The sequence below is a fragment of the Pseudomonas sp. TE6288 genome (genome assembly GCF_054062095.1).
Window position 1 is genome coordinate 223909 of record NZ_JBSSEW010000009.1, and the last position, 22566, is coordinate 246474.

Annotated in this window: 20 protein-coding genes, 5 tRNA genes and 1 pseudogene; 7 read left to right on the top strand and 19 right to left on the bottom strand. The window is 65.2% G+C overall.

Going from position 1 to position 22566, the window contains the following annotated elements; all coding sequences use genetic code 11:
- Position 1: 1 nt before the first annotated feature.
- Both ACVWY1_RS11715 and rluC read right to left on the bottom strand, forming a co-directional pair.
- On the bottom strand, positions 2-682 hold the full coding sequence (locus ACVWY1_RS11715) for an HAD family hydrolase (protein ID WP_277503235.1): 681 nt from the start codon (positions 680-682) through the stop codon (positions 2-4).
- A 3-nt stretch (positions 683-685) separates the two neighbouring features.
- Positions 686-1639, bottom strand: coding sequence for a 23S rRNA pseudouridine(955/2504/2580) synthase RluC (rluC, locus tag ACVWY1_RS11720; protein WP_102683593.1), 954 nt, complete (start codon positions 1637-1639; stop codon positions 686-688).
- Between the two features lie 794 nt (positions 1640-2433).
- On the opposite strand from rluC, the gene rne reads away from it, so the two are divergent.
- Positions 2434-5649: a ribonuclease E gene (gene rne, locus ACVWY1_RS11725; protein ID WP_277503234.1), complete on the top strand. Its 3216-nt coding sequence runs from the start codon at positions 2434-2436 to the stop codon at positions 5647-5649.
- Between the two features lie 194 nt (positions 5650-5843).
- Here the strand turns inward: rne and murB are convergent, their stop codons facing one another.
- The 8 genes and pseudogenes from murB to ACVWY1_RS11765 form a co-directional block, all read right to left on the bottom strand.
- Positions 5844-6863 carry a UDP-N-acetylmuramate dehydrogenase gene (murB, locus tag ACVWY1_RS11730; protein WP_277503233.1) on the bottom strand — a complete coding sequence of 340 codons (1020 nt, stop codon included), beginning with the start codon at positions 6861-6863 and terminating at the stop codon, positions 5844-5846.
- Entirely contained in the window at positions 6860-7324 is a 465-nt protein-coding gene (locus ACVWY1_RS11735; RefSeq protein ID WP_111532688.1) for a low molecular weight protein-tyrosine-phosphatase, read from the bottom strand. Before ACVWY1_RS11735 ends, murB begins: the two co-directional genes overlap by 4 nt.
- Positions 7324-8088, bottom strand: a complete 765-nt coding sequence (gene kdsB / locus ACVWY1_RS11740; protein ID WP_457378298.1) for a 3-deoxy-manno-octulosonate cytidylyltransferase — start codon at positions 8086-8088, stop codon at positions 7324-7326. Before kdsB ends, ACVWY1_RS11735 begins: the two co-directional genes overlap by 1 nt.
- Positions 8085-8270, bottom strand: a complete 186-nt coding sequence (locus ACVWY1_RS11745; RefSeq protein WP_003247142.1) for a Trm112 family protein — start codon at positions 8268-8270, stop codon at positions 8085-8087. The genes kdsB and ACVWY1_RS11745 overlap by 4 nt, the downstream gene beginning before the upstream one ends.
- A gap of 33 nt (positions 8271-8303) precedes the next feature.
- A complete protein-coding gene (gene lpxK / locus ACVWY1_RS11750) occupies positions 8304-9314 on the bottom strand; it encodes a tetraacyldisaccharide 4'-kinase (RefSeq protein ID WP_277503231.1) in 1011 nt (336 codons plus the stop codon).
- Complete coding sequence (locus ACVWY1_RS11755; protein WP_023632003.1) at positions 9314-9748, bottom strand: ExbD/TolR family protein; 435 nt, start codon at positions 9746-9748, stop codon at positions 9314-9316. The genes lpxK and ACVWY1_RS11755 overlap by 1 nt, the downstream gene beginning before the upstream one ends.
- Positions 9745-10380: a MotA/TolQ/ExbB proton channel family protein gene (locus ACVWY1_RS11760; protein WP_110703965.1), complete on the bottom strand. Its 636-nt coding sequence runs from the start codon at positions 10378-10380 to the stop codon at positions 9745-9747. The genes ACVWY1_RS11755 and ACVWY1_RS11760 overlap by 4 nt, the downstream gene beginning before the upstream one ends.
- A gap of 160 nt (positions 10381-10540) precedes the next feature.
- Positions 10541-12740 (bottom strand): annotated as a pseudogene (locus ACVWY1_RS11765) (DNA internalization-related competence protein ComEC/Rec2).
- 144 nt (positions 12741-12884) lie between these two features.
- On the opposite strand from ACVWY1_RS11765, the gene ACVWY1_RS11770 reads away from it, so the two are divergent.
- Positions 12885-13532, top strand: coding sequence for a DUF2062 domain-containing protein (locus tag ACVWY1_RS11770; protein WP_457378299.1), 648 nt, complete (start codon positions 12885-12887; stop codon positions 13530-13532).
- Here the strand turns inward: ACVWY1_RS11770 and ACVWY1_RS11775 are convergent.
- The 3 genes from ACVWY1_RS11775 to ACVWY1_RS11785 form a co-directional block, all read right to left on the bottom strand.
- On the bottom strand, positions 13416-14195 hold the full coding sequence (locus ACVWY1_RS11775; RefSeq protein ID WP_046856545.1) for an ABC transporter permease: 780 nt from the start codon (positions 14193-14195) through the stop codon (positions 13416-13418). The genes ACVWY1_RS11770 and ACVWY1_RS11775 overlap by 117 nt on opposite strands.
- Positions 14192-15124 (bottom strand): ABC transporter ATP-binding protein, encoded by a 933-nt coding sequence (locus ACVWY1_RS11780; RefSeq protein WP_046856546.1) that lies wholly within the window; start codon positions 15122-15124, stop codon positions 14192-14194. Before ACVWY1_RS11780 ends, ACVWY1_RS11775 begins: the two co-directional genes overlap by 4 nt.
- Before the next feature lie 133 nt (positions 15125-15257).
- Positions 15258-15881, bottom strand: a complete 624-nt coding sequence (locus ACVWY1_RS11785) for a glutathione S-transferase (RefSeq protein WP_457378300.1) — start codon at positions 15879-15881, stop codon at positions 15258-15260.
- Between the two features lie 401 nt (positions 15882-16282).
- Between ACVWY1_RS11785 and ACVWY1_RS11790 the strand changes: the two genes are divergently transcribed.
- The 4 genes from ACVWY1_RS11790 (at position 16283) to ACVWY1_RS11805 (ending at position 20054) form a co-directional block, all read left to right on the top strand.
- Positions 16283-16522: a hypothetical protein gene (locus tag ACVWY1_RS11790; protein WP_277503227.1), complete on the top strand. Its 240-nt coding sequence runs from the start codon at positions 16283-16285 to the stop codon at positions 16520-16522.
- Positions 16519-16758 (top strand): DUF3077 domain-containing protein, encoded by a 240-nt coding sequence (locus ACVWY1_RS11795; protein ID WP_277503226.1) that lies wholly within the window; start codon positions 16519-16521, stop codon positions 16756-16758. Before ACVWY1_RS11790 ends, ACVWY1_RS11795 begins: the two co-directional genes overlap by 4 nt.
- Before the next feature lie 205 nt (positions 16759-16963).
- The gene (locus tag ACVWY1_RS11800) at positions 16964-19411 is read left to right on the top strand and encodes an acyl-CoA dehydrogenase (RefSeq protein ID WP_277503225.1); all 2448 of its coding nucleotides are present in this window, start codon (positions 16964-16966) and stop codon (positions 19409-19411) included.
- Positions 19412-19643: 232 nt separating this feature from the next.
- Positions 19644-20054 (top strand): PA2817 family protein, encoded by a 411-nt coding sequence (locus ACVWY1_RS11805; protein ID WP_110698185.1) that lies wholly within the window; start codon positions 19644-19646, stop codon positions 20052-20054.
- Between the two features lie 68 nt (positions 20055-20122).
- On the opposite strand, the gene ACVWY1_RS11810 is transcribed toward ACVWY1_RS11805, so the two are convergent.
- From ACVWY1_RS11810 to ACVWY1_RS11835, 6 genes are all read right to left on the bottom strand, one after another.
- Positions 20123-20347: a hypothetical protein gene (locus ACVWY1_RS11810; protein WP_110698183.1), complete on the bottom strand. Its 225-nt coding sequence runs from the start codon at positions 20345-20347 to the stop codon at positions 20123-20125.
- A 248-nt stretch (positions 20348-20595) separates the two neighbouring features.
- Positions 20596-20671: transfer RNA gene (locus ACVWY1_RS11815), tRNA-Gly, on the bottom strand.
- A gap of 80 nt (positions 20672-20751) precedes the next feature.
- Positions 20752-20827: transfer RNA gene (locus ACVWY1_RS11820), tRNA-Gly, on the bottom strand.
- A gap of 4 nt (positions 20828-20831) precedes the next feature.
- A tRNA-Glu gene (locus tag ACVWY1_RS11825) sits at positions 20832-20907 on the bottom strand.
- 92 nt (positions 20908-20999) lie between these two features.
- Positions 21000-21075, bottom strand: a tRNA-Gly gene (locus tag ACVWY1_RS11830).
- 4 nt (positions 21076-21079) lie between these two features.
- Positions 21080-21155 (bottom strand) — tRNA-Glu (locus ACVWY1_RS11835).
- 432 nt (positions 21156-21587) lie between these two features.
- Between ACVWY1_RS11835 and ACVWY1_RS11840 the strand changes: the two genes are divergently transcribed.
- On the top strand, positions 21588-22355 hold the full coding sequence (locus ACVWY1_RS11840; protein WP_046856553.1) for a hypothetical protein: 768 nt from the start codon (positions 21588-21590) through the stop codon (positions 22353-22355).
- The last annotated feature ends 211 nt before the right edge of the window (positions 22356-22566 follow it).

Genomic DNA, 22566 nt, shown 5'->3' on the forward strand with positions numbered 1-22566 from the left:
CTCACCTACCTTGGAAATTGATCTGCGCAGGCTCGGCCAGCCATTCGCGCAACTGGGAAAAATGCTCGATGCACACTTGCGGGCCAAATTCGGCCAGAGCCTGCAGCGACATGGCGCCATAGCCCACGGCGACCGAATGCATGCCGGCATTGCTGGCCATCTGCAGGTCGAACGCCGAATCTCCGACCATCAGCGCCCGCCCGGGTTCGACCTGGCAGTGGGCGAGAATCTCCTCGAGCATCAGCGGATGCGGTTTGCCGCGGGTTTCGTCGGCCGCCCGGGTAATGTCGAAATAGTTTTCCCAGCCATTGGCCTTGAGCACCCGATCCAGACCGCGTCGCGCCTTGCCGGTGGCCACCGCCAGACGATACCCCTCGGCACGGAACGCTGCCAGCGACTCGACCACACCGTCGAACAGTGGCGACGGCTGTTGATCCAGCGCCATGTAGACATCGGCATAATGCTGGCGGAATGTTTCCACCTGCGGCAGCTCAAGATGTGGATACAGGGTGGCGATCGCCTCCCCCAGCGCCAGACCAATGATGCCCTTGATCGCCTCGTCGCTGCTGGCGGCCTCCCCGGCACGCCCGGCGGCCACGTTCATGGCCTCGACAATGCGCCCGATGGAATCGGCCAGCGTGCCATCCCAGTCGAAGACCAGCAGGTCATAACTTTTATTCATGGCTCAGGACGCCAACCGCTCGATAGTCTTGGCCCACATCTCGTCCACCGGCGCCTCGAGCTTGAGCTCGCCGCCGTCGGGCAGCGGCACGGTCAACTGGTAGGCATGCAGGAACAGGCGCTTGCCACCCAGGTCGCGAATCTCGCGGCTGAAGTCTTCATCGCCGTACTTGCTGTCGCCGGCGATCATGTGCCCGGCATGCAAGGTGTGCACGCGGATCTGATGGGTACGGCCGGTGATCGGCCGCGCCTCGACAATCGTGGCGAATTCGCCGAAGCGGCGCAGCACGCGGAACAGCGTCAGCGCCTCCTTGCCCTCATCATTGACCTCGACCATGCGTTCGCCGGAGCGCAGGTTGCTCTTCTGCAGCGGCGCATTGACCTGCTTCTTCGAGGTCGGCCAATGGCCGCGCACCAGCGCCATGTAGCGCTTGTCCACGCCATCGCCGCGCAGCGCGGCATGCAGGTGGCGCAGCATGCTGCGCTTCTTGGCGATCATCAACAGGCCCGAGGTGTCGCGGTCCAGGCGGTGCACCAGCTCCAGCTCCTTGGCGTCGGGGCGCAACTGGCGCAGCGCCTCGATCACCCCGAAGCTCAGGCCGCTGCCGCCATGCACGGCAATGCCGGCCGGCTTGTTCATCACAATCAGCGCCTTGTCTTCATAGACGATGGCGGCTTCCAGGCGCTGCAACAGCCCCTGGGCCACGGGCGCGGGTTCGTCACGCTCGGGCAGGCGCACCGGCGGCACCCGCACGATATCGCCGGCCTGCAGCTTGTACTCAGGCTTGATCCGGCCCTTGTTGACCCGCACCTCGCCCTTGCGCAGGATGCGGTAGACCAGCGTCTTGGGCACGCCCTTGAGCGCGGTGATGAGGAAATTGTCGATGCGTTGGCCGGCAAGCTCCGGCGCGACTTCGATCAGCTGAACGCCGGAAGTCGGAGGGGTATTGGTCGTCATGGCGGGATCATAACAATTTTTTATGGAATTGAAGCACTTAATCATAACTGCTATAGTCGCGAACGCCGCCAAAAGCGGCAGGCCAGCGGCATCAGGCTCTACGCCGGCCCTGACCATCGCAATTCCGAGGACGCGAGGCCGTCCTACGGAGCGTTCGCCAGTTTAACTAAATGCCTGGAATCGCCACCAGCGCTGTGTAGAGAAGACCGGAAAAAAACGACAAGTGCGGTGTTTCACCTGCTTACCCGCTTCTTTTCGCCGTACCTCTGCCCGCCACCGTCGTTTCCGCGCATTCGGGCGAATGCTTCGGAAATACCTGCCTTGGATATGTCATGGCGCCAGCCCGGTACCGGGCTGGCGAAAAATGCAACCCGTTGCGGATTCAGCGCGCGGCAGCACCGAATTTTCAGGGATACGTGCAGGGTGGAGATGCACAGCCTTCGGACCGTGTGGCACCGAACCCGACCCACCGCCCCACTCAACGGGCGATGAGCGGGCAAGGTCCTGAACAGACGCCCTCGTGGCATCCACGGACGACCGGTTGATTCCTCCTCCTGACTGAGTGCACCAGGCCCGCTCGATTGATTCGGATAACCTTCGAAAAGCTCGACAGGTCTTTTGGCACCGCAAAACAGGACGCGTCGTCGCGACAACGGCAGGCTGGGCAACCGGCTGGTGCCGAACGTCGTCAGACACGGGGGTGGTTCGCCACCCTTTGCGCACCTTGGCACCGATCATGAAAAGTCGTGTGTGCCGAACGCCGTTTCCGGCAGCCCGGAAACCGACGGTACAACATGAAAAGAATGCTGATTAACGCAACTCAACCCGAAGAGTTGCGTGTAGCCCTGGTGGACGGCCAACGCCTCTACGACCTGGACATCGAGTCCGGTGCCCGTGAGCAGAAAAAGGCCAACATCTACAAAGGCAAGATCACCCGGATCGAGCCCAGCCTTGAAGCCGCCTTCGTCGACTTCGGCTCCGAACGTCACGGCTTCCTGCCGCTGAAGGAAATCTCCCGCGAATACTTCAAGAAAGCCCCTGAAGGCCGGGTCAACATCAAGGAAGTCCTGAGCGAAGGCCAGGAAGTCATCGTCCAGGTCGAGAAGGAAGAGCGCGGCAACAAAGGCGCCGCCCTGACCACCTTCATCAGCCTGGCCGGCCGCTACCTGGTGCTGATGCCCAACAACCCGCGCGCCGGCGGCATCTCCCGCCGCATCGAAGGCGAAGAGCGCAACGAGCTGCGTGAAGCACTGAACGGCCTGACCGTTCCGGGCGACATGGGCCTCATCGTGCGCACCGCGGGCCTTGGCCGCAGCAGCGAAGAAATGCAGTGGGACCTCGACTACCTGCTGCAGCTGTGGACCGCCATCAAGGAAGCCTCGCTGGACCGTACCGCGCCGTTCCTGATCTACCAGGAAAGCAACGTCATCATCCGCGCCATCCGCGACTACCTGCGCCAGGACATCGGCGAAGTACTGATCGACAGCATCGACGCCCAGGAAGAAGCCCTGACCTTCATCCGCCAGGTGATGCCGCAGTACGCCAGCAAGGTCAAGCTGTACGAAGACAGCGTGCCGCTGTTCAACCGCTTCCAGATCGAAAGCCAGATCGAGACCGCCTTCCAGCGCGTCGTCGACCTGCCGTCCGGCGGCTCGATCGTGATCGACCCGACCGAAGCCCTGGTCTCCATCGACATCAACTCGGCGCGCGCCACCAAGGGCAGCGACATCGAGGAAACCGCCCTGCAGACCAACCTCGAAGCGGCCGAAGAGATCGCCCGCCAGCTGCGCCTGCGTGACATCGGCGGCCTGATCGTCATCGACTTCATCGACATGACCCCGGCGAAGAACCAGCGCGCCGTCGAAGAACGCGTGCGCGAATGCCTCGAGGCCGACCGCGCCCGTGTGCAGGTCGGCCGCATCTCGCGCTTCGGCCTGCTGGAAATGTCCCGCCAGCGCCTGCGTCCATCGCTGGGTGAGAGCAGCGGCATCGTCTGCCCGCGCTGCTCGGGTACCGGCATCATCCGTGACGTCGAGTCGCTGTCGCTGGCGATCCTGCGCCTGATCGAGGAAGAAGCCCTGAAGGACCGCACCGCCGAGGTGCGCGCCCAGGTGCCGATCCCGGTGGCCGCCTTCCTGCTCAACGAGAAACGCAACTCGATCACCAAGATCGAACTGCGCACTCGCGCGCGCATCATCATCCTGCCGAACGACCACCTGGAAACCCCGCACTTCGAAGTCCAGCGCCTGCGCGACGACAACCCGGACGTGCTGAACAACCAGTCCAGCTACGAAATCGCCTCGACCGAGACCGAAGAAGCGCCGCTGCCGACCGCTACTCGCACCCTGGTACGCCAGGAAGCCGCGGTGAAGACCGCGCCGGCCCGCGCCAACGCACCGGTACCGGCTGCCGTCGAAGAGCAGCCAGCCGCACCCGCGGCGCCTGCGCCGAGCGTACCGGAGCCAAGCCTGTTCAAGGGCCTGGTCAAGTCGCTGGTCAGCCTGTTCGCCGGCAAGGAAGAGCCTGCCGCCGCACCGGCCGTCACCACCGAAAAACCGGCCACCGAGCGCTCGCCACGCAACGAAGAGCGCCGCAACGGTCGCCAGCAGAGCCGCAACCGCAATGGCCGCCGCGAGGAAGACCGCAAGCCGCGTGAAGAACGCAGCGAGCGCGCCCCGCGTGAAGAGCGTCAGCCACGCGAAGAACGTGCACCGCGTGAAGAACGCGCCCCACGCGAAGAGCGTCAGCGCCAGCCGCGCGAAGACCGCCGTGGCAACCGCGAAGAGCGCGTGCGCGAATTGCGCGAGCCGCTGGACGCCGCACCGGCCCCGGCCGCCCGTGAAGAACGCGCCCCACGTGAAGAGCGTGCGCCACGCGAGGAACGTGTAGCCCGTGAAGAGCGTGCACCACGTGAAGAACGTGCCCCTCGCGAAGAGCGCGCGCCGCGTGAAGAACGTGCACCACGTGAAGAGCGTGCCCCGCGTGAAGAACGCGCACCACGTGAAGAGCGTGCACCGCGTGAAGAACGCGCCCCTCGTGAAGAGCGTGCGCCACGTGAAGAACGCGCTCCGCGTGAAGAGCGCCAGCTGCGCCCTGAGGCGCAGGCCGTCGAACAGGCCGCCGAGCTCGCCGAAGAGCAACTGCCGAACGACGAACTGCTGCAGGACGAGCAGGAAGGCACCGATGGCGAGCGTCCGCGCCGCCGCTCCCGTGGCCAGCGTCGTCGCAGCAACCGTCGTGAGCGCCAGCGCAACGCCAATGGCGAGCTGATCGAAGGCGACGAAGACGCCGGCGAAGAGCAGCAGCCACAACAGCACCAGGCCACCGAGCTGGGCGCTGAACTGGCCGCCGGCACTGCCGTCATCGCCGCCGTGGCCACCAGCAACATCAGCGCCGATGCCGAAGCCCAAGCCAACCAGCAGGCCGAGCGTGCCAGCGCCGCTGTCGCCGAAACCCAGGTGGAAATCACCGAGGTCGTGGCCGAACAGGTCGCCATCGCCCCGGTGGTCGAGCAACCGGTCAGCGAGCCAGTGGTCGCCGTTGAGCCGAGCATCGAACCGGTAGTCGAAGTAGCGCCGCAGCCAGTGGTCGAAGAAGCCCCTGCCGAGCAGCCTGCCGTCGTCGCCGAGGCGGTGCAAGCCCCTGCCGTGGAAGCCGGTGAAATCGAGCAGCCGCAGGTAGTCGAAGCCACCGTGGTCGAAGCCCCGGTAGCCGAGCAGCCTGTAGCGGTCGTCGAGCCAGTGGTCGAGGCCCAGCCGGAAGTGGCTGAAGCACCTGCCGCCGAGCCTGCGCCGATCGTTGCCGAGCAGGCGCCCGTGGAAGCACCGGCCCCGGTCGAAGCGCCTTCGGCGATGCTGGCCAACGGCCGCGCCCCGAACGACCCACGTGAAGTGCGTCGCCGTAAGCGCGAAGCCGAAGCTGCAGCCGCCGCTGCCGCCCAGGCCGCTGCCGAAGCCGCCCCTGCTGAAGCGCTGGAAACCGCCGATGAGCACAAGCCTCATCACGGTTGATAGCCTCGGCTGAATGAAAAAGCCCCGCCAGTGCGAACTGGCGGGGCTTTTTCTTTGCCGGTGTATCGCAGCGGCTCTACTGGTGATCCGGGCGGTGCGGCCGCTCCCACGCCACCATCCTACGCCTGAGCAGGCATGTGATTATGGCGTGGGAGCGGGCTTGCCCCGCGATTGGGCCGGCGTAGGCCAGCCCATCAGTACAGGTTCGGCTCCATCTCCAGCTCGACCCCAAAGCGCTCAAGGATATCCGCCTGGATCCGCCGAGCCAGCCCATGCAACTGCGCCCCGCTCGCCTGGCCGTAGTTCACCAGCACCAGCGATTGCAAACGGTGCACACCGGCATCGCCATCGCGATAGCCCTTCCACCCCGCCTGCTCGATCAACCAGCCGGCGGCCAGCTTCACCTGGCCATCGGCCTGCGGATACGCCACCACACCAGGATGCTCGGCACGAATGCGCTCGACCAACGCAGCAGGCACCACAGGATTCTTGAAGAAGCTCCCGGCGTTACCCAGCGCAGCCGGGTCCGGCAGCTTTTCCCGACGGATACTGCAGATCGCATCGCTGATCGCCTGCGCGGTGGGCTGCTCGATACCCTGCTCCGCCAGGCGCTGACGCACCGGGCCGTAGTCCAGGTGCGCCTGCAACGACCGGCTCAGCGCAAAGCGCACGCGCAGGATCAGCCAACGGCTCGAATCGCGCTTGAACAAGCTGTCGCGATAACCAAACGCGCACTCAGCCAGCGAGAAGTCACGCAGCTCGCCGGTTTCGCGGTCCAGCGCGGTCAAGCCGGCGAACACGTCCTTGATCTCCACGCCATAGGCGCCGACGTTCTGCATCGGCGCGGCGCCGACTGTGCCGGGGATCAGGCTGAGGTTCTCCAGCCCGCACAGGCCCTGGTCGAGACTCCACTGCACGAACGGATGCCAGGGCTCGCCGGCCTCGGCTTCGACCACCACGCGCTCACCGTCATCGCTGAGCAGGCGCCGCCCACGGCTGGCCATGTGCAGCACCAGGGCGTCGACATCGCGGGACAGCAGCAAGTTGCTGCCACCACCAATGACCAGCACCGGCACCTGCCGCTCGGCGGCCTGGGCCAGTGCCTGGCGGGCCTCGTCGTCGTCATGGGCCTGGGTGAAGTAGCGGGCACTGACATCGATGCCGAAAGTGTTGTAGGGCTTGAGCGACACGCGCTCCTGCCAGTGCGCCGTCATAACCGCCCCTTGATTTCCACGACCAGCTCACGGCACGCCGCCTCGATCAGGTCCAGGACCTGCTCGAAGCCTTCGGCACCGCCGTAGTAAGGGTCCGGCACTTCGTCCAGGGCCGCGCCATAGCGGCGCAGGAACAGGTCGAGCTCGCCCTTGGCGTTGTGTGGGCGCAACGCCTGCAAATTGCCGAGGTTGCTCTTGTCCATGGCCAGGACCAGGTCGTACTCGGCGAAATGCGCCGCCTTGACCTGCTGGGCGCGCTGGCGCGACAGGTCGTAACCGCGGGCCAGCGCGGCCTTGCAGGTACGGCTGTCGGGCGCCTTGCCGACATGCCAGTCGCCGGTACCGGCGGAGGCCACGTGCACCACGTCACCGAGGCCTGCGGCCTCGAGCTGATGGCGCAGCACGCCTTCGGCAGTCGGCGAGCGACAGATATTGCCGAGGCAGACGAACAGAACGCGCATCAGGCCTCCAGCAAGCGCCGTACGCGCTCCAGGTCTTCAGGGGTGTCCACGCCCACGGCCGGGGCCTCGATGGCATCGGCAACGTGGATGCACACGCCGTGCCACAGGGCACGTAGCTGCTCCAGCGACTCGGTCTGCTCCAGCCAGCATGGGCCCCAGGCGACGAAGTCCTGAAGGAAACCCACGCGGTAGGCGTACATGCCGATATGGCGGCGGTACGGCACGCTTTCGGGCATGCGCTCACGGTCCTTGGCAAACGCATCGCGGGCCCAGGGCAATGGGGCGCGGCTGAAGGTCAGGGCCAGGCCGTTCTTGTCGCTGACCACCTTCACCGCGTTAGGGTTGAAGATGGTTTCCGGCGCGTGGATCGGCTCGGCCAGGGTGGCGATGCCGGCCTCGGGGTGCGCGGCGAGGTTGGCCGCCACCTGGTCGATGATCACCGGCGGAATCAGCGGTTCGTCACCCTGCACGTTGACCACGATGGCATCGGCGGCCAGGCCCAGCTGGGCAGCCACTTCGGCCAGGCGGTCGGTGCCCGACTCGTGGTCGGCGCGGGTCAGCAGCACTTCGGCGCCGAACGCCTGGCAGGCCTCGACGATGCTGGCATCGTCGGTGGCAATGACCACGCGGCTGGCGCCGCTCTTGCGCGCCTGCTCCCACACATGCTGGACCATCGGCTTGCCGGCGATCGCCAGCAGCGGCTTGCCCGGCAGGCGCGTGGAGCGCAGCCGGGCGGGGATCACCACGGTGAAGTCCAGGCTCATTTGTCCAGGCGCTCATCGTCGGTCAGGGTGCGCGCCTCGCTTTCCAGCATCACCGGGATGCCATCGCGAATCGGATAGGCCAGGCCCGCGCCCTTGCTGATCAGCTCGGTCTTGTCGGCGCTGAGCTTGAGCGGGCCCTTGGTGATCGGGCAGGCCAGGATATCGAGCAGTTTGGTGTCCATGGGAGCTTCCTTGAAACGGAAATTGAAAAAGGCTCAGGGCCTGGGGCGGCCAGGCAGCAGGCGATCGAGCTCGGCGTCGAACCAGGCGACGAACGCCTGCGAGGGTACGGCGTCGACCGCCAGGTACCACCAGTCGTCGGCAGCGAACGGCCGACATTTCACCGCATCCTTCTCGGTCATCACCAACGGCAGCGGCGGGCTGAACGACAGCACTTCGCGGCTATACGGCGCATGGTCGGCAAAGGGGTGCGGCACCGGCTGCCAGTTTAGCCGCAGCAGGGTGTTGAAGAAACGTTGCGGGTTGCCAATGCCGGCCACGGCGTGCAGCGCCTGGCCAGCGGGAAACAAGTCGAGCTCGCGGCGCTCGCCGCTGCGCAGGTTGATCAGCGCCGACGGCTGCAGGCGGAAGGCAAAGCCGCCGTCGCGGTCAGCCTCGGCGCCATTGAACAACACCGCGTCGGCCTCGGCCAGGCGCTCGGCGGGCTCGCGCAACGGACCGGCCGGCAGGCAGCGACGGTTGCCCAGGCCACGGGCGGCGTCGATCAGGACCAGCTCCAGGTCACGGGCCAGGCGGTAATGCTGCATGCCGTCGTCGCACAGGATCAGGTCTGGCGCATCGCTGGCCAGCAGCGCCTGCACGGCGCGGGAGCGGTCGGGGTCGATCACCAGCGGCACGCCGGTGCGCTGGACGATCAGCAAAGGCTCGTCGCCGGCCTGATCGGCGAGCTGGTCGGCGGCGACACGCCAGGGATACTGCGGCGGCTTGGCGCCGTAGCCACGGCTGACCACGCCGACCTTCAGCCCCTGCCGGCGGCAGTGCTCGATCAGCCAGAGGATCATCGGTGTCTTGCCGGTACCGCCCACGGTGATATTGCCCACCACGATCACGGGCACCGGGGCGCGGTAGCTGGGGCTGATGCCGCTGAGGAAGCGCGCACGCTTGCGCGTCACCACACGACGATACAAAGCCTCCAGCGGACGCAACAAGGCCAGCGCCGGGTGCCCGGCATACCAGGCGGCGAGCAGACGGTCGGCGAAGGCCATCAGGGATTGCCCTGCGCGGCCTCGACGGTGGTCATGCGCAACTTGCTGAAGCCGAGCTTGCCGGCCGCATCCATTGCGGTGATCACCGCCTGGTGCGGGGTCTTGCCATCGGCGCTGATCGCCAGCGGCAGGGTGATGTCACCGCCGGATTCCTTCTCGATGGCTTCGGTCAGGGTGGCCAGGTCGCTCTTGGGCAGCAGGTGGTTGTTGACCGAATACACGCCGTCGGCACTGATGGTGACTTCGATCAGCTTGCCATCATCGGGCTGCGCGGGCGCGGCACTGCTTGCTTCGGGCAGCTCGACACGCAGCTGGGTCTCGCGGGTGAAGGTGGTGGTGACCACGAAGAACAGCAGCAGCACGAACACCACGTCGATCAACGACGCCAGGTTGATGTCGACGTTCTCGCGCTGGCGATTGCGCCGGAACTTCACGCCTTGCCTCCGGCCACTTCCACTTCGCGGTCACCCTGCAGCACCTCGACCAGCTTGATCGCCTCCTGCTCCATGCCCACCACCAGCTCATCGATGCGGCGCAGCAGGAAGCGGTGGAAGAACACCGCCGGGATACCAACCATCAGGCCGGCCGCGGTAGTGACCAGGGCCTTGGAGATACCGCCGGCCAGTACCGCGGCGTTGGCGGTCATCTGCGAGCCCATGAAGGCGCTGAAGATGTCGATCATGCCCAGCACGGTGCCCAGCAGGCCCAGCAGCGGGGCCATGGCGGCGATGGTGCCGAGGGTGCTGATGTAACGCTCCAGCTCGTGGATGACGCGCGAGGCGGCCTCCTCGATGCACTCTTTCATGATCTCGCGGCCATGGCGCGAGTTGGCCAGGCCCGCGGCGAGGATCTCGCCCAGCGGCGAATCGGCGCGCAGCGCCTTGAGCTTGTCACTGGTGAGTTGCTTGTCCTTGATCCACATCCATACCTGGCCCAGCAGGTGCGGCGGGGTGACACGGCTGGCGCGCAAGGTCCACAGGCGCTCGCCGACGATTGCCATGGCAGCGATGGAGCTCAGGATGATCGGCAGCATCATCCAGCCACCGGACTTGACCAATTCCCACACAGTAAGCATCCCCTCGGAAAAAGGCCGCCACTCTACCATAGGACCGCCTGGGGCTCATCTGCCGGAGGTCAGGGAATTGCTGGGCTTGGCTTGGAAGCTGTGGGGTGGCGCTCGATTTGCGCGTCGAAGAAAAACTCACGACATGCCCCCAAAGCCCTTCCTAATCCCACCAGTCCCGCCGCTCAGTCCGCAAACCCTCCACCTCACCCTGACTCCCCAGCATCAACCGCAACGCCCCCGCCAGCGCCGTGTCATGCACCTGCACCCCATGCCGCAGATAGCGCTCGATCACCGGCGCATGCGGATGCCCGAAGCCGTTGCTGCGCCCCCGCGAAATCATCACCCCGCGTGGCGCCAGCGCCTTGATGAACGGTTCGGTGGACGACGTGCGGCTGCCGTGGTGCGGCGCCTGCAGCCAGTCGACACGCGAATCCTCGCTGGCCGCCAGCCAAGCCCGCTCCGCCCCGGCCTCCATGTCGCCGGCCAGCAGCAGGCGCTCGCCATTGGCCACCACCCGCAGCACGCAGGAGCGGTCATTGCTGGAGGCGCCCTGCGGCCAATGCCACAGCTCGAAATCGACCCCATCCCAGCGCCAGCGCTCACCACTGTCGCACAGCGCGGCAGGCGCAAGCCCGGCAACCTCCCCCGCCAGCACCCGCGTCACCGGCAGCCCCCGACGCACTGCCGACGCCCCGCCGGCATGATCGGCGTGGCCATGGCTGACCAGCATCAGGTCCAGGTGCCTCACCCCCAGCCTGCGCAAGGTTGGCAGCACCACGCTCTCGCCCAGGTCACTGTCGCCGTGGGCAGGCCCGGCGTCGTACAACAATGCGTGGTGACGGGTGCGCAGCAGTACCGCCAGGCCCTGGCCGACATCCAGCTGCCACACCTGCACCTGGCCGTGGGGCACCTGCTCGCGCGGCGCCCACAAGGCCACCAGCATCACCGCGCCCGGCAAGCGCAACGGCACGCCCCGAGGCAGCAGCAACAACAGCGCGCCCAGCGCGACCAACAGCCAGGCCCACGGCGGCAACGGTTCGGGCAGCCATGCCGGCCACTGCCCCGCAAGCTGCGCGAGCAGGTGAAACAGCCCATCCAGCGAAAGCCCCGCCAGCCACAACAGCCCCTCCCCTACCCCTGGCAGCGGCAACGCCGCCGTGCCAAGCAGGGCCAGCGGCAACACCGCGAAACTGATCCAGGGCACCGCCAGCAGGTTGGCCAGCGGCGCCGTCAGGCTGACCGGCAGCCCCAGCGCCAGCAGCACCGGCAACAGGCCCACGGCGATCACCCACTGGGCTCGGCGCCTGCCAGGGTCGCCAGGCGCCGAGCCGGGCAGAGAAGCACAGCATCAGCACGCCAACCGCGGCAAACGACAGCCAGAAACCCGGCAGCAGGCTGGCCAATGGATTGATCAGCAACACCCCCGACAACGCCAACAGCAGCGGCAAGGCTGCCCCCAGGTGCCTGAAGCGCAGGCGCCAGAGCAACACCACCGCCAGCATCAGACAGGCCCGTTGCACCGGCACGCCGAAGCCGGCCAGCCAGCCGTAGCCCAATGCCGCGGCCATGGCCAGGCCACAAGCCCAGGGCAGCCATGGCCAGCGCGATGGCCAGGCACCCAGCCGCGCCAGGCCCGCGACCAGGCCGTACACCAGCCCGGCCAACAGCCCGATATGCTGGCCGGAGATCACCAGCAGGTGCACCGTGCCGGTGGCCTGCAGGGTCTGCCAGTCCTCGCGGGCCAGCCCGGCGCCGTCGCCCAGCACCAGGGCCGTCAGCGCCGCCTCGCGGCCGTGGGCATCCACATTCATCAGCCGCTGGCGCACGGCATCGCGCCAGTCCGCTGCTTCCTGGCCGACCAGCTCGCCGGCCTTGACTGAGCCGGTGGCGCCGATACCCCGGGCCAACAACAGTGCTTCGCGGTCCGGGCCATGGGGGTTGAGCAGCCCATGGGGCTGGCGCAGATTCACCGCCAGGCGCCAGCGCTCACCGGCGCGCAATTCAGGCCCGGCAAACCAGCTCAGTTGCAGGCGCCTGGGCAATTGCGCCCGGCGCGATTCAGGATGCTCCAGCTCGAAACGCACGCCGCGCTCCGTGCGGGTCGGCAGCCCCACCACCCTCCCCTCCAACCACAGCGTGCGGCCATCCAGCGCCGGGGCCAGGCGATCATCCAGCGCCTGCTGCGCCGACCAGCAGGCCCAGCAGCCACCCAGCACAAACCAGCCCAGCGGCCAGGCCCGCGTACGCAGGCAGGCCAATGCCAGCAACAGCAATGGAATCAGCCACCCGACCGGTGGCAAGGCAGGTAACAAACGCAGGCTCAACAGCCCGAGCACCAGCGCCAGCATCCCTGTGCGCATGAGATAGAGCTCCAGAAGCGATCACGACCCCTGAGGCTTAGCCGATTGGCGGGAAAACCCTGCTAATCAATTGTCACAAACTCTGAACGAGGCTGCGTTTCAATCAGGGCATACTGACGCCCTTCAACCCTGCCGGGAGCCCACATGCCGCGCCGTCTGTTCAAACGCTACATGCCGGACCCGACCAGCATCCGCGAACACAAGTCCTTACGCTTTTTCGGCAAGCTGCTGCACGACCCCAACCTCTGGCACCTGAATCGCCATTCGGTGGCGCGGGCCATGGGCGTCGGCTTGTTCGCCGCGCTCATTCCCATCCCCATGCAGATGCTGCTGGCCGCCGCGCTGGCCATTCCCGTGCGTGGCAACCTGCCGATCGCGGTGAGCCTGGTGTGGCTGACCAACCCGCTGACCATGCCGCCGGTGTTCTTCGTCACCTACATGACCGGTGCCTGGCTGCTGCAGGTGCCGCCACGCACGCTGCCCGAGTCGATCACCGTCGACTGGGTCACCGAGCAGCTGGCGACGATCTGGCAACCGTTCCTGCTCGGCTCGGTGGTGTGCGGGGTGGTGCTGGGCGTGCTCGCCTACTTCACCACCATGGGCTACTGGCGCTGGTGGGTGGGCCGGCAGTGGCGCCAGCGCCAGTGTCGCTGCGCTGCCAACCCCAACCAGGGCTCAGGCGCGCATGCCGCGACCGCTGACCAGCAGGCGCACGCACAGCAGGTAGAGCACCGCGGTGGCCACCAGCATGAAGCTGATCGCCGTGCCAATACTGATATCCGACACCCCTAGGATGCCGTAGCGGAACGAGTTGACCATGTGCAGCACCGGGTTTGCCAGCGACACGGTCTGCCAGAACGGCGGCAGCAGGTTGATCGAGTAGAACACCCCGCCCAGGTAGGTCAGCGGTGTCAGCACGAAGGTCGGGATGATCGAGATATCGTCGAAGTTGCGGGCGAACACCGCGTTGACGAAGCCCAGCAGCGAGAAGATGGTCGCGGTCAGCAGCACCACGATGACCGTCACCCCCAGGTGGTGCACCTGCAGATGGGTGAAGAACAGCGACAGGAAGGTCACGATCACCCCCACCGCCAAGCCGCGCAACACGCCACCCAGCACATAGCCGACCAGGATGGTGTGCGGCGACACCGGCGACACCATCAGCTCCTCGATGGAGCGCTGGAACTTGCTGCCGAAGAAGCTCGATACCACGTTGCCATAGGAGTTGGTGATCACCGACATCATGATCAGCCCCGGCACGATGTACTCCATGTAGGTGAAGCCGCCCATATCGCCGATCTGCCGGCCGATCAGGTTACCGAAGATCACGAAGTACAGGACCATGGTGATCGCCGGCGGCAGCAGGGTCTGCGGCCAGATACGCAGGAAGCGCCGCACTTCGCGGTAGACGATGGTGTTCAGGGCGACCCAGTTGGTGCGCAGTTCCACACTCATACGGCCACCTTCGACAGGTTCTTTTCCACCAGGGACACGAACAGCTCCTCGAGTCGGTTGGTCTTGTTGCGCAAGCTCTGCACCTCGATGTTCTTCAGCGCCAACTGGCCGAACAGCGCGGTGATGCCGATGTCCTTGTCCACCTGCACCTCCAGCGTGTGCGGGGTGATCAGCCGGCACGGGTAGCCCTGCAGCTCAGGCGCGGCGGGCAGGTCGTGGCGCAGGTCAAGGACGAAGGTCTCGACATGCAGCTTGCCCAGCAGCTGGCGCATGCTGGTGTTCTCGACGATGGTGCCGTGGTCGATGATGCCGATGTTGCGGCACAGCTGCTCGGCCTCTTCGAGGTAGTGGGTGGTGAGAATGATGGTGATGCCTTTCTGGTTGAGCTCGGTGAGGAAGCTCCACATCGAACGGCGCAGTTCGATGTCCACCCCCGCAGTCGGCTCGTCGAGGATCAGCAGGCGCGGCTCGTGGATCAGCGCCCGGGCGATCATCAGCCGGCGCTTCATGCCGCCGGACAGCGAGCGCGAAGGCACGTCGCGCTTGTCCCACAGGCCCAGCTGCGTGAGGTACTGCTCGGCGCGCTCCTTGGCCACCTTGGGCGGGATGCCGTAGTAGCCGGCCTGGGTGACGACGATGTCGAAGGTCTTCTCGAACTGGTTGAAGTTGAACTCCTGGGGCACCACGCCCAGGCAGCGCTTGAGCGCCGCGGGCGAGCGGTCCAGGTCGTTGCCGAACACGTTGACCGTGCCGCTGGTCTTGTTCACCAGGGTCGAGAGAATGCCGATGGTGGTGGACTTGCCAGCGCCGTTGGGGCCGAGCAAGGCGAAGAAGTCGCCTTCGGCAACATCCAGGTCGATGCCCTTGAGGGCCTGGAAGCCGTTGCCGTAGGTCTTGGTCAGCTGTCGAATGGACAGGGCGGAACTCATGGCGGGTCAGGTACCGATGAAAAAGGTTCGGGACACGCCAGGTAAAGACACTGGCGCAGTGAGTGCGGCCATGGTGCAAGGCGCGGCCGCACAAGTACAGTCACATGTATCGATAGTGACTATCGAAGTGGCGTCACGTCAGGGCGGTCATCACCGCCGCCTGGTAGGCCGGGCGTTGCTTGAGGCGCTCGTACCAGGCTTCGAGGTGATACATGGCCGGGCGTTCAATCGGCATTTCGAACCAGGCGTAGATGAAGCTGCCCAGGGGGATGTCGCCCATGCCGATCTGCTCGCCCGAGAGGTACGGCTGCTTGGCCAGGGTCTCGTCGGCGATGGCCAGCAACTGGGCGCATTGCTTGTGCGCGGCGTTGATCGCCACCCAGTCGCGCTGGTCCTCGGGGGTGCGCAGCAGGCCCCAGAACAGCGGGCGGAAGGGGCCGGCGAAGGACGAGGTGGTCCAGTCCATCCACTTGTCCGCCAGGGCGCGCTGGCGCGGGTCGTCCAGGTACCAACCCTGCTCTTCACCGTACTCGGCGCACAGGTAGCGCACGATGGTGTTGGACTCCCACAGCACCAGGTCACCGTCTTCAAGCATGGGCACCAGGCCGTTGGGGTTCAGGGCCCGGTAGTGCGGTTCGTTGACCACGCCGAAGGCGCCGCCGGCATCGATGGACTCGAAGTCCAGGCCCAGCTCGTGGGCGATCCACAACGCCTTGCGCACATTGCTCGAATTCTTGCGGCCCCAGATCTTCAGCATGACAACGTCCTTATGAATGCGGGAGGTCGGACAGTCTACTCCAAGCGTTGGGCGGTGACAGCGGCCCCCGCGATCTGTCAGATTTTTCCGAACCTGAAACCAAATGCTTCAGCCAGCAAAGCTTGGGAACTATCCTACGCGCTTGCCGGAAGCCGCCGCGTTGTCGGGGAAATACCCCAGGGATAACTTCACCGGGTCGCCACATTTGGTGACCGGGTGTGAGAAACCCGATTCCCACAACGGTAACGCGCCTCCGTCATGGTGGCCGTGTACGGGCAGACCTCGGTCTGGCCGGGTTTACCTTGTGGCCCGGATTTCTCACCCCGTACATGGCTGCCACCTTAATCTCGTGAGAAAGGATGCGGATGGTGGTGTACTCGTAACCACAAGGAAGCTCTACCATGAAAAAAATCGTCCCAGACCCACCCCGCCTCGCCCCTTTCATCAGCATCCGCCCCACCCTCACCCACGAAGAAGCCATGTCCGCCGCCGTCGAAGTGGCCACCGCCATTTCCGACGTCCTCGACATCTACTTCAAGACCGAGCCCGGCGAAACCCAGGACCGCCTGTTCACCGCCAGCGACTACCTCGGCCAGCTCGCCTGCGCCCTGCTCGAACACAAGCCACAGGTGCAGCCATGAGCCGCGGCCATACCGCAGGCCGCACCACCTGCCTGGACCTGTTCAAGATCGAGCCGGGCGTTACCTTCGAGGATGCCTTCAGCGAGCTGTCGGTGCTGCTCGGCTGCATTCGCCACCTGACCTGCGAGGCGGAAATGGAGGGCGACCTGCTGGCCGGCAGCTCGGCGCGCATCCTCAGCGCCATGGCCAAGGCGCTGATCGACGACATGGAGCTGGGGTTGAATCGCTCCAGATAATCTGATGACCGCATCGCGGGGCAAGCCCGCTCCCACGCCCACATTGCATATCTGGCGTGGGAGCGGGCTTGCCCCGCGATGACTGCATGACATTCCCCACCGAACTCCCAGCGCCCCACCCTGTCATCTCCTAGGCAGGCCATCCGCCCCAGCGCGTCTAAGCTCTGTGGGTCGGCCTAACGCCCGCTTCCAAGGAGGAAGAATCATGTTGCTGTTGTGGTTGCTGGTCCTGGTGCTTGGCGCCGCGTATCTCCTGCACCGGCGCCTGGCGCCCCTGCAGATCCTCGCGGCCATCGCCGCCTATACCCTGCTGATGGGCATCTTCAGCACCGCGCCAGGCTGGCTGCTGGCGCTGATCTGGGTGGTGATCGCCGCCAAGGCGGCCTTCTTCGCCCTGCCGGAGCTGCGCCGCAAACTGTTCACCACGCCGATGTTCAGCTGGTTCCAGCGGACCCTGCCGCCGATGTCGCCCACCGAGCGCGAAGCCATCGATGCCGGCACCGTGTGGTGGGACGGCCACCTGTTCAGCGGCCGCCCCGACTGGGACACCCTGCTCGACTACCCCGCGCCCAAGCTCAGTGAGGAAGAACAGGCCTTCATCGATGGCCCCACCGAGCAACTGTGCGCGATGGTCAGCGACTGGCAGATCGGCCAGGACCTCGACCTGCCGCCGCAGGCCTGGGATTTCATCAAGCAGCACGGCTTCTTCGCCCTGATCATCCCCAAGGAATACGGCGGCAAGGGTTTCTCGGCCTACGCCCACTCGCAGGTGGCGATGAAACTGGCCACCCGCAGCGGCGACCTGGCCTCCACGGTGATGGTGCCCAACTCCCTGGGCCCGGCCGAGCTGCTGCTGCACTACGGCACCGAGGCGCAACGCAACCACTACCTGCCGCGCCTGGCCCGTGGCGACGATATCCCCTGCTTCGCCCTCACAGGCCCCTTGGCCGGCTCCGACGCCGGCGCCATGCCCGATACCGGCGTCATCTGCAAAGGCCAGTGGCAAGGCGAGGAAGTCATCGGCCTGCGCCTGAACTGGGAGAAGCGCTACATCACCCTCGGCCCGGTGGCCACCCTGCTGGGCCTGGCTTTCAAGGCCTACGACCCCGAGCACCTGCTGGGTGAGCAGGCCGAGCTGGGCATCAGCCTGGCGTTGATCCCCACCGACCTGCCGGGCGTGGAGATCGGCCAACGCCACCTGCCCCTGGGCGCGGCGTTCATGAACGGGCCCAACAGCGGCAAGGACGTGTTCGTGCCGCTGGACTGCCTGATCGGCGGCCAGGAAATGCTCGGCAAGGGCTGGATGATGTTGATGAACTGCCTGTCGGTGGGCCGCTCCATCTCCCTGCCCGCAGTCGGCACCGGCGCGGCCAAGTACACCAGCCTGGTCACCGGCCAGTACGCCCGCGTACGCGAACAGTTCAACGTGCCACTGGCCGCCTTCGAGGGCATCCAGGAGTCGCTGGCGCGCATCGGCGGCAACGCCTGGCTGATGGACAGCGCCCGCCTGCTCACCGCCCAGGCCGTGGACCTGGGCGAAAAACCCTCGGTGTTGTCGGCGATCCTCAAGTACCACCTCACCGAGCGCGGCCGCGAATGCATCCAGCACGCCATGGACGTGCACGGCGGCAAGGGCATCATCATGGGCCCGAACAACTACCTGGGCCGCAGCTGGCAAGGCGCGCCGATCTTCATCACCGTCGAGGGCGCCAACATTCTCTCGCGCAACCTGATGATCTTCGGCCAGGGCGCCATCCGCTGCCACCCGTTCGTGCTCAGGGAAATGGCCCTGGCCGGGCGCGAGGACCATGACCAGGCGCTGAAAGAATTCGACGACCTGCTGATGCAGCACATCCTGTTCGCCGCCGGCAACGCCGCCAGCACCCTGGTGCTGGGTCTGGGCCTGGGGCATTTCGAGAAGGTCCCGGGCGACGCCCTGAGCCAAGGCTACTTCCGCGCCCTCAACCGCCAGGCGGCGGCCTTCGCCCTGCTGGCCGACCTGTCGATGATGCTGCTGGGCGGTGCGCTCAAGCGCCGCGAGCGTCTGAGCGCCCGGCTGGGCGATGTGCTCAGCTACCTGTACCTGTCCAGCGCCGCGCTCAAGCGCTACCACGACCTGGGCTCGCCCGAACACCTGCGCCCGTTGTTGCGCTGGGCAATGGAGGAAAACCTGGGCCAGGCGGAAAAGGCGCTCGCCGCGCTGCTCGACAACTTCCCCAACCGCTTCATCGGCTGCGCCCTGCGCGTGCTGGTGTTCCCATTTGGCCGCAGGCATACCGGACCAAGCGATGAGCTGGATGCCGAGGTGGCGGCGCTGATCGGCCGGGGCAAAGGCGACCCGGCGCTGGAAGCAGTGCTGGAGGGCTGCTTCAGGCCTCAGGCCGAGGGCGATCCGGTGGCCGCGCTGCAGACGGCCTGTGACCTGCTGGACGATGCCGCCCCCTTGCACAAGGCGCTGCATCAGGCGGTCAAGGAAGGCAAGGTGCAGGCGGCAGCCGGGCAATCGGTGATCGACGCCGCCATCGAAGCGGGTGTGCTGCAGGCGGAGGAAGGCCAACGCCTGCATCAAGCCGAGCAGGCACGCCGGGTGGTGATCGATGTGGATGCGTTCGACAAGGCGCAACTGGAGCCTGTGACAGGCAAGATTCGCTGATAGGACGACGGGGCCGCTGTGCGGCCCTTTCGCCGCGGTTCGTCGCCACGACGAGCCGGCTCCCACACCGGTCACGTCGGTTTCAAGGCCTGCGCAGTACCTGTGGGAGCCGGCTTGCCGGCGATAAGGCCGGTACCAGCAACACAAGTGCCCTGACGATCAACGCCGGGTGCCTCCCTCGCCCAACCGGCGTATACTCCGCCCCCCGTTTCAACCACCGAGGAGCGCCGCCATGGCCAACCCCCACCTGGAATACCACCTGCAACTGCTTCACCACCTGCGCACTATCCTGGCCGCGCTGGGTGAAGCCGAACAGGTCCCGGAGGAAAGCCACGCCCTGTTCCTCGAGCGCTTCGACGAACTGCTCACCCTGCTACCGCAAGACCCGCTGCAAAGCCAGTACCTGGGCCAGGACCTGATCTGCCAGGTGATCCAGCGCTATCCGCAGATCGCCCACCTGGTGCCGCGCGACCTGCTGTGGTTCTTTGCCGGCGACTGCCTGCACTTCATGCCGGATGAAGAGCTGGAGCTTTACCAGACGCTAGAAGAGCGCCGGTACGAAGCAGAGCAGAACGGCGAAGCGTTTGATTGGCATCAAGAAAAGCAACTGCTAGCCAAGCCTGCTCAGAGTGATATTCACTGATCTGGTATAGATGCATCCCGGCCTCATCTGGGCCGGGAACCCAAATCGCCAGAGCGGGGCAAGTGAACTCACTCTGACAAATCACGATCTAGCAAGTCAGGGGGAATACCAGCCTTGCCCCTAAAAAAATGATGCGCCGAAGAAAATAAGAACTCGGCTTCCAGTCGAAGTCGCTCTACCTGCGAAGGGGGGTGCTGCCCTTTACTTTCTTCATAACGCCTCCAAGCATCGACCGCCCGTTTACATATCTCCAGCTGGACTTCCAAATCCGTCTTTTCGATCGTCACGGTCATTGCTCCTTCCTTGTTCAAGACAGAATGGAGTGAAATCAGGTGCGCCCAACATTCTCCCCCGACAGAGTAATAACTGATGGAACGAGTACGAACATCGGGCTCGTAACGAGTAGCGCCATGCCGTTGTACGCCCCCAGACGACATTAGCCAACTAGTAAAATTGATAGGTGTGCCGAGCCAGCTCGCCCCAAGAACCAATCATTCGAGCAAAAAAAAACGCCACTTCAAACGAAGTGGCGTTTTCAATTTGGAGCGGGAAACGAGACTCGAACTCGCGACCCCGACCTTGGCAAGGTCGTGCTCTACCAACTGAGCTATTCCCGCAGGGTGAAGCTTTACCGCATGTGGCGTGAAGCGCCTTGAAGACCTTCACCACCGGCACCGCCGAAACGATGCATTGAAACTGGAGCGGGAAACGAGACTCGAACTCGCGACCCCGACCTTGGCAAGGTCGTGCTCTACCAACTGAGCTATTCCCGCAACATGGCGTCCCCTAGGGGACTCGAACCCCTGTTACCGCCGTGAAAGGGCGGTGTCCTAGGCCACTAGACGAAGGGGACTAAGCCGACGCTTTTCAGCGCACCAGAACATGAACCTCACGATTCAGCCTGGATTTTCTTTTCCTGCCCTGCCGAAGCAGTGCCGGAGAAACTGGAGCGGGAAACGAGACTCGAACTCGCGACCCCGACCTTGGCAAGGTCGTGCTCTACCAACTGAGCTATTCCCGCAATGTGGCGTCCCCTAGGGGACTCGAACCCCTGTTACCGCCGTGAAAGGGCGGTGTCCTAGGCCACTAGACGAAGGGGACACGCTGCTCGCACTACCTATTAAGTACTGCTTGCTTTCACTCCCTGCCGCGTTTCGCTGTGTGCTTTACGCTGCAAGTGGCGCGCATTCTATGGATGCCTCGCAGGGTCGTCAACCCCTTTGTAGAAATTTATTTAAATCAATGACTTCCCGTCGTCATGGGCGGTGATGCAGGATGCGTCCGGGGATTGGCGTTGCTTTTCTGACGCCGGCTCGGCAAGCTCGTAGCGATGTGCCAGCATCTGTAGGTTTTGGATTACGGGCCGATAGATAGAGGTAAGGCTTGAGGGCCTCATCGCGGGGCAAGCCCGCTCCCACGAATCCGCCACAGATTCAATGGAGCGCAGGCTGTTCCGCCGGGCTGCACTGTTCGCTTTCGGGCGGACTCACTACACTCTCGATAGATGCAAAACTTCTTCATGAGGCGTTAACGGTGACACCACTTCTGATCACCCTGCTTATCGTTGCAGGTATCGCGCTGCTGATCGTGATCGGCTACCTGAACAATGTGGTCGAAAACGGCAAGCTCGAGCGTGCACGGCTCAAGGTCGAACTGGCCGACCGCCTGCGCCGCTGCGGCGAGATCACCGAGACCTTCCCTGGGCAATTCATGACGCCTGCGCTGAAGCTGCTGCTGACCCGCCTCGAACTGAACCTCAACCAGCGTCAGCTGGCCCTGGACAAGCACAGCGGCGACCTCAAGGCCCGCATCGCCGAGCTGGAGGGGTTGATTGGCCTGGGCGAGCGCATCCCGGTGAGCAACCCTCCCGCGCCGATCCACACCGAGGTCAAGGCCAAGGACGTGCGCTTTTTGCTCGAGCTGCTGCACAACCAGATCGTGCGTGCCACCCAGGAAGGTTTCCTGGCGACCAACGAAGGCAAGTACTGGGTCAAGGAGATCCGCCATATCCTGGTGCTGCTGCATATCGAGTTCTTCAACAACCTTGGCCAACAGGCCCTGCAGCAGAACCAGCCGGGCCAGGCCCGCCTGGCCTTCGAGCGTGGCGTGCAGTACCTGCGCAAGCAGCCGGAGCCCAAGCAGTACGAAGAGCAGCTGACTTATATGGAGAAACTGCTGAACCGGGCCAACGCCCAGGTGCTGGACCAGATGGAGCCGGCGGAGAACGACCAGAATGCGCTGACTCAGGGGCTCAAGACCGATGAGGACGAGACCTGGAAGAAGAAAGTCATCTACGATTGATGCGCCTCAGGGGCTGCTGTGCAGCCCATCGCCGCGGTTCGTCGCCACGACAAGCCGGCTCCCACAGGGACTGCGCAATGGCTAAGGTCTGCGCCCTACCTGTGGGAGCCGGCTTGTCGTGGCGACGAACCGCGGCGATGGGCCGCAAGGCGGCCCCCTTTAATTTGAGCCGGGGGGGACAAACCGGAACACCCCCCCCACGCCCCCCACC

Coding starts and splice junctions, on each gene's coding strand:
- ACVWY1_RS11715 (WP_277503235.1), bottom strand. CDS start 682: ATGAATAAAAGTTATGACCTGCTGGTCTTCGACTGGGATGGCACGCTG.
- rluC (WP_102683593.1), bottom strand. CDS start 1,639: ATGACGACCAATACCCCTCCGACTTCCGGCGTTCAGCTGATCGAAGTC.
- rne (WP_277503234.1), top strand. CDS start 2,434: ATGAAAAGAATGCTGATTAACGCAACTCAACCCGAAGAGTTGCGTGTA.
- murB (WP_277503233.1), bottom strand. CDS start 6,863: ATGACGGCGCACTGGCAGGAGCGCGTGTCGCTCAAGCCCTACAACACT.
- ACVWY1_RS11735 (WP_111532688.1), bottom strand. CDS start 7,324: ATGCGCGTTCTGTTCGTCTGCCTCGGCAATATCTGTCGCTCGCCGACT.
- kdsB (WP_457378298.1), bottom strand. CDS start 8,088: ATGAGCCTGGACTTCACCGTGGTGATCCCCGCCCGGCTGCGCTCCACG.
- ACVWY1_RS11745 (WP_003247142.1), bottom strand. CDS start 8,270: ATGGACACCAAACTGCTCGATATCCTGGCCTGCCCGATCACCAAGGGC.
- lpxK (WP_277503231.1), bottom strand. CDS start 9,314: ATGGCCTTCGCCGACCGTCTGCTCGCCGCCTGGTATGCCGGGCACCCG.
- ACVWY1_RS11770 (WP_457378299.1), top strand. CDS start 12,885: ATGCCGCGCCGTCTGTTCAAACGCTACATGCCGGACCCGACCAGCATC.
- ACVWY1_RS11775 (WP_046856545.1), bottom strand. CDS start 14,195: ATGAGTGTGGAACTGCGCACCAACTGGGTCGCCCTGAACACCATCGTC.
- ACVWY1_RS11780 (WP_046856546.1), bottom strand. CDS start 15,124: ATGAGTTCCGCCCTGTCCATTCGACAGCTGACCAAGACCTACGGCAAC.
- ACVWY1_RS11785 (WP_457378300.1), bottom strand. CDS start 15,881: ATGCTGAAGATCTGGGGCCGCAAGAATTCGAGCAATGTGCGCAAGGCG.
- ACVWY1_RS11790 (WP_277503227.1), top strand. CDS start 16,283: ATGAAAAAAATCGTCCCAGACCCACCCCGCCTCGCCCCTTTCATCAGC.
- ACVWY1_RS11795 (WP_277503226.1), top strand. CDS start 16,519: ATGAGCCGCGGCCATACCGCAGGCCGCACCACCTGCCTGGACCTGTTC.
- ACVWY1_RS11800 (WP_277503225.1), top strand. CDS start 16,964: ATGTTGCTGTTGTGGTTGCTGGTCCTGGTGCTTGGCGCCGCGTATCTC.
- ACVWY1_RS11805 (WP_110698185.1), top strand. CDS start 19,644: ATGGCCAACCCCCACCTGGAATACCACCTGCAACTGCTTCACCACCTG.
- ACVWY1_RS11810 (WP_110698183.1), bottom strand. CDS start 20,347: ATGACCGTGACGATCGAAAAGACGGATTTGGAAGTCCAGCTGGAGATA.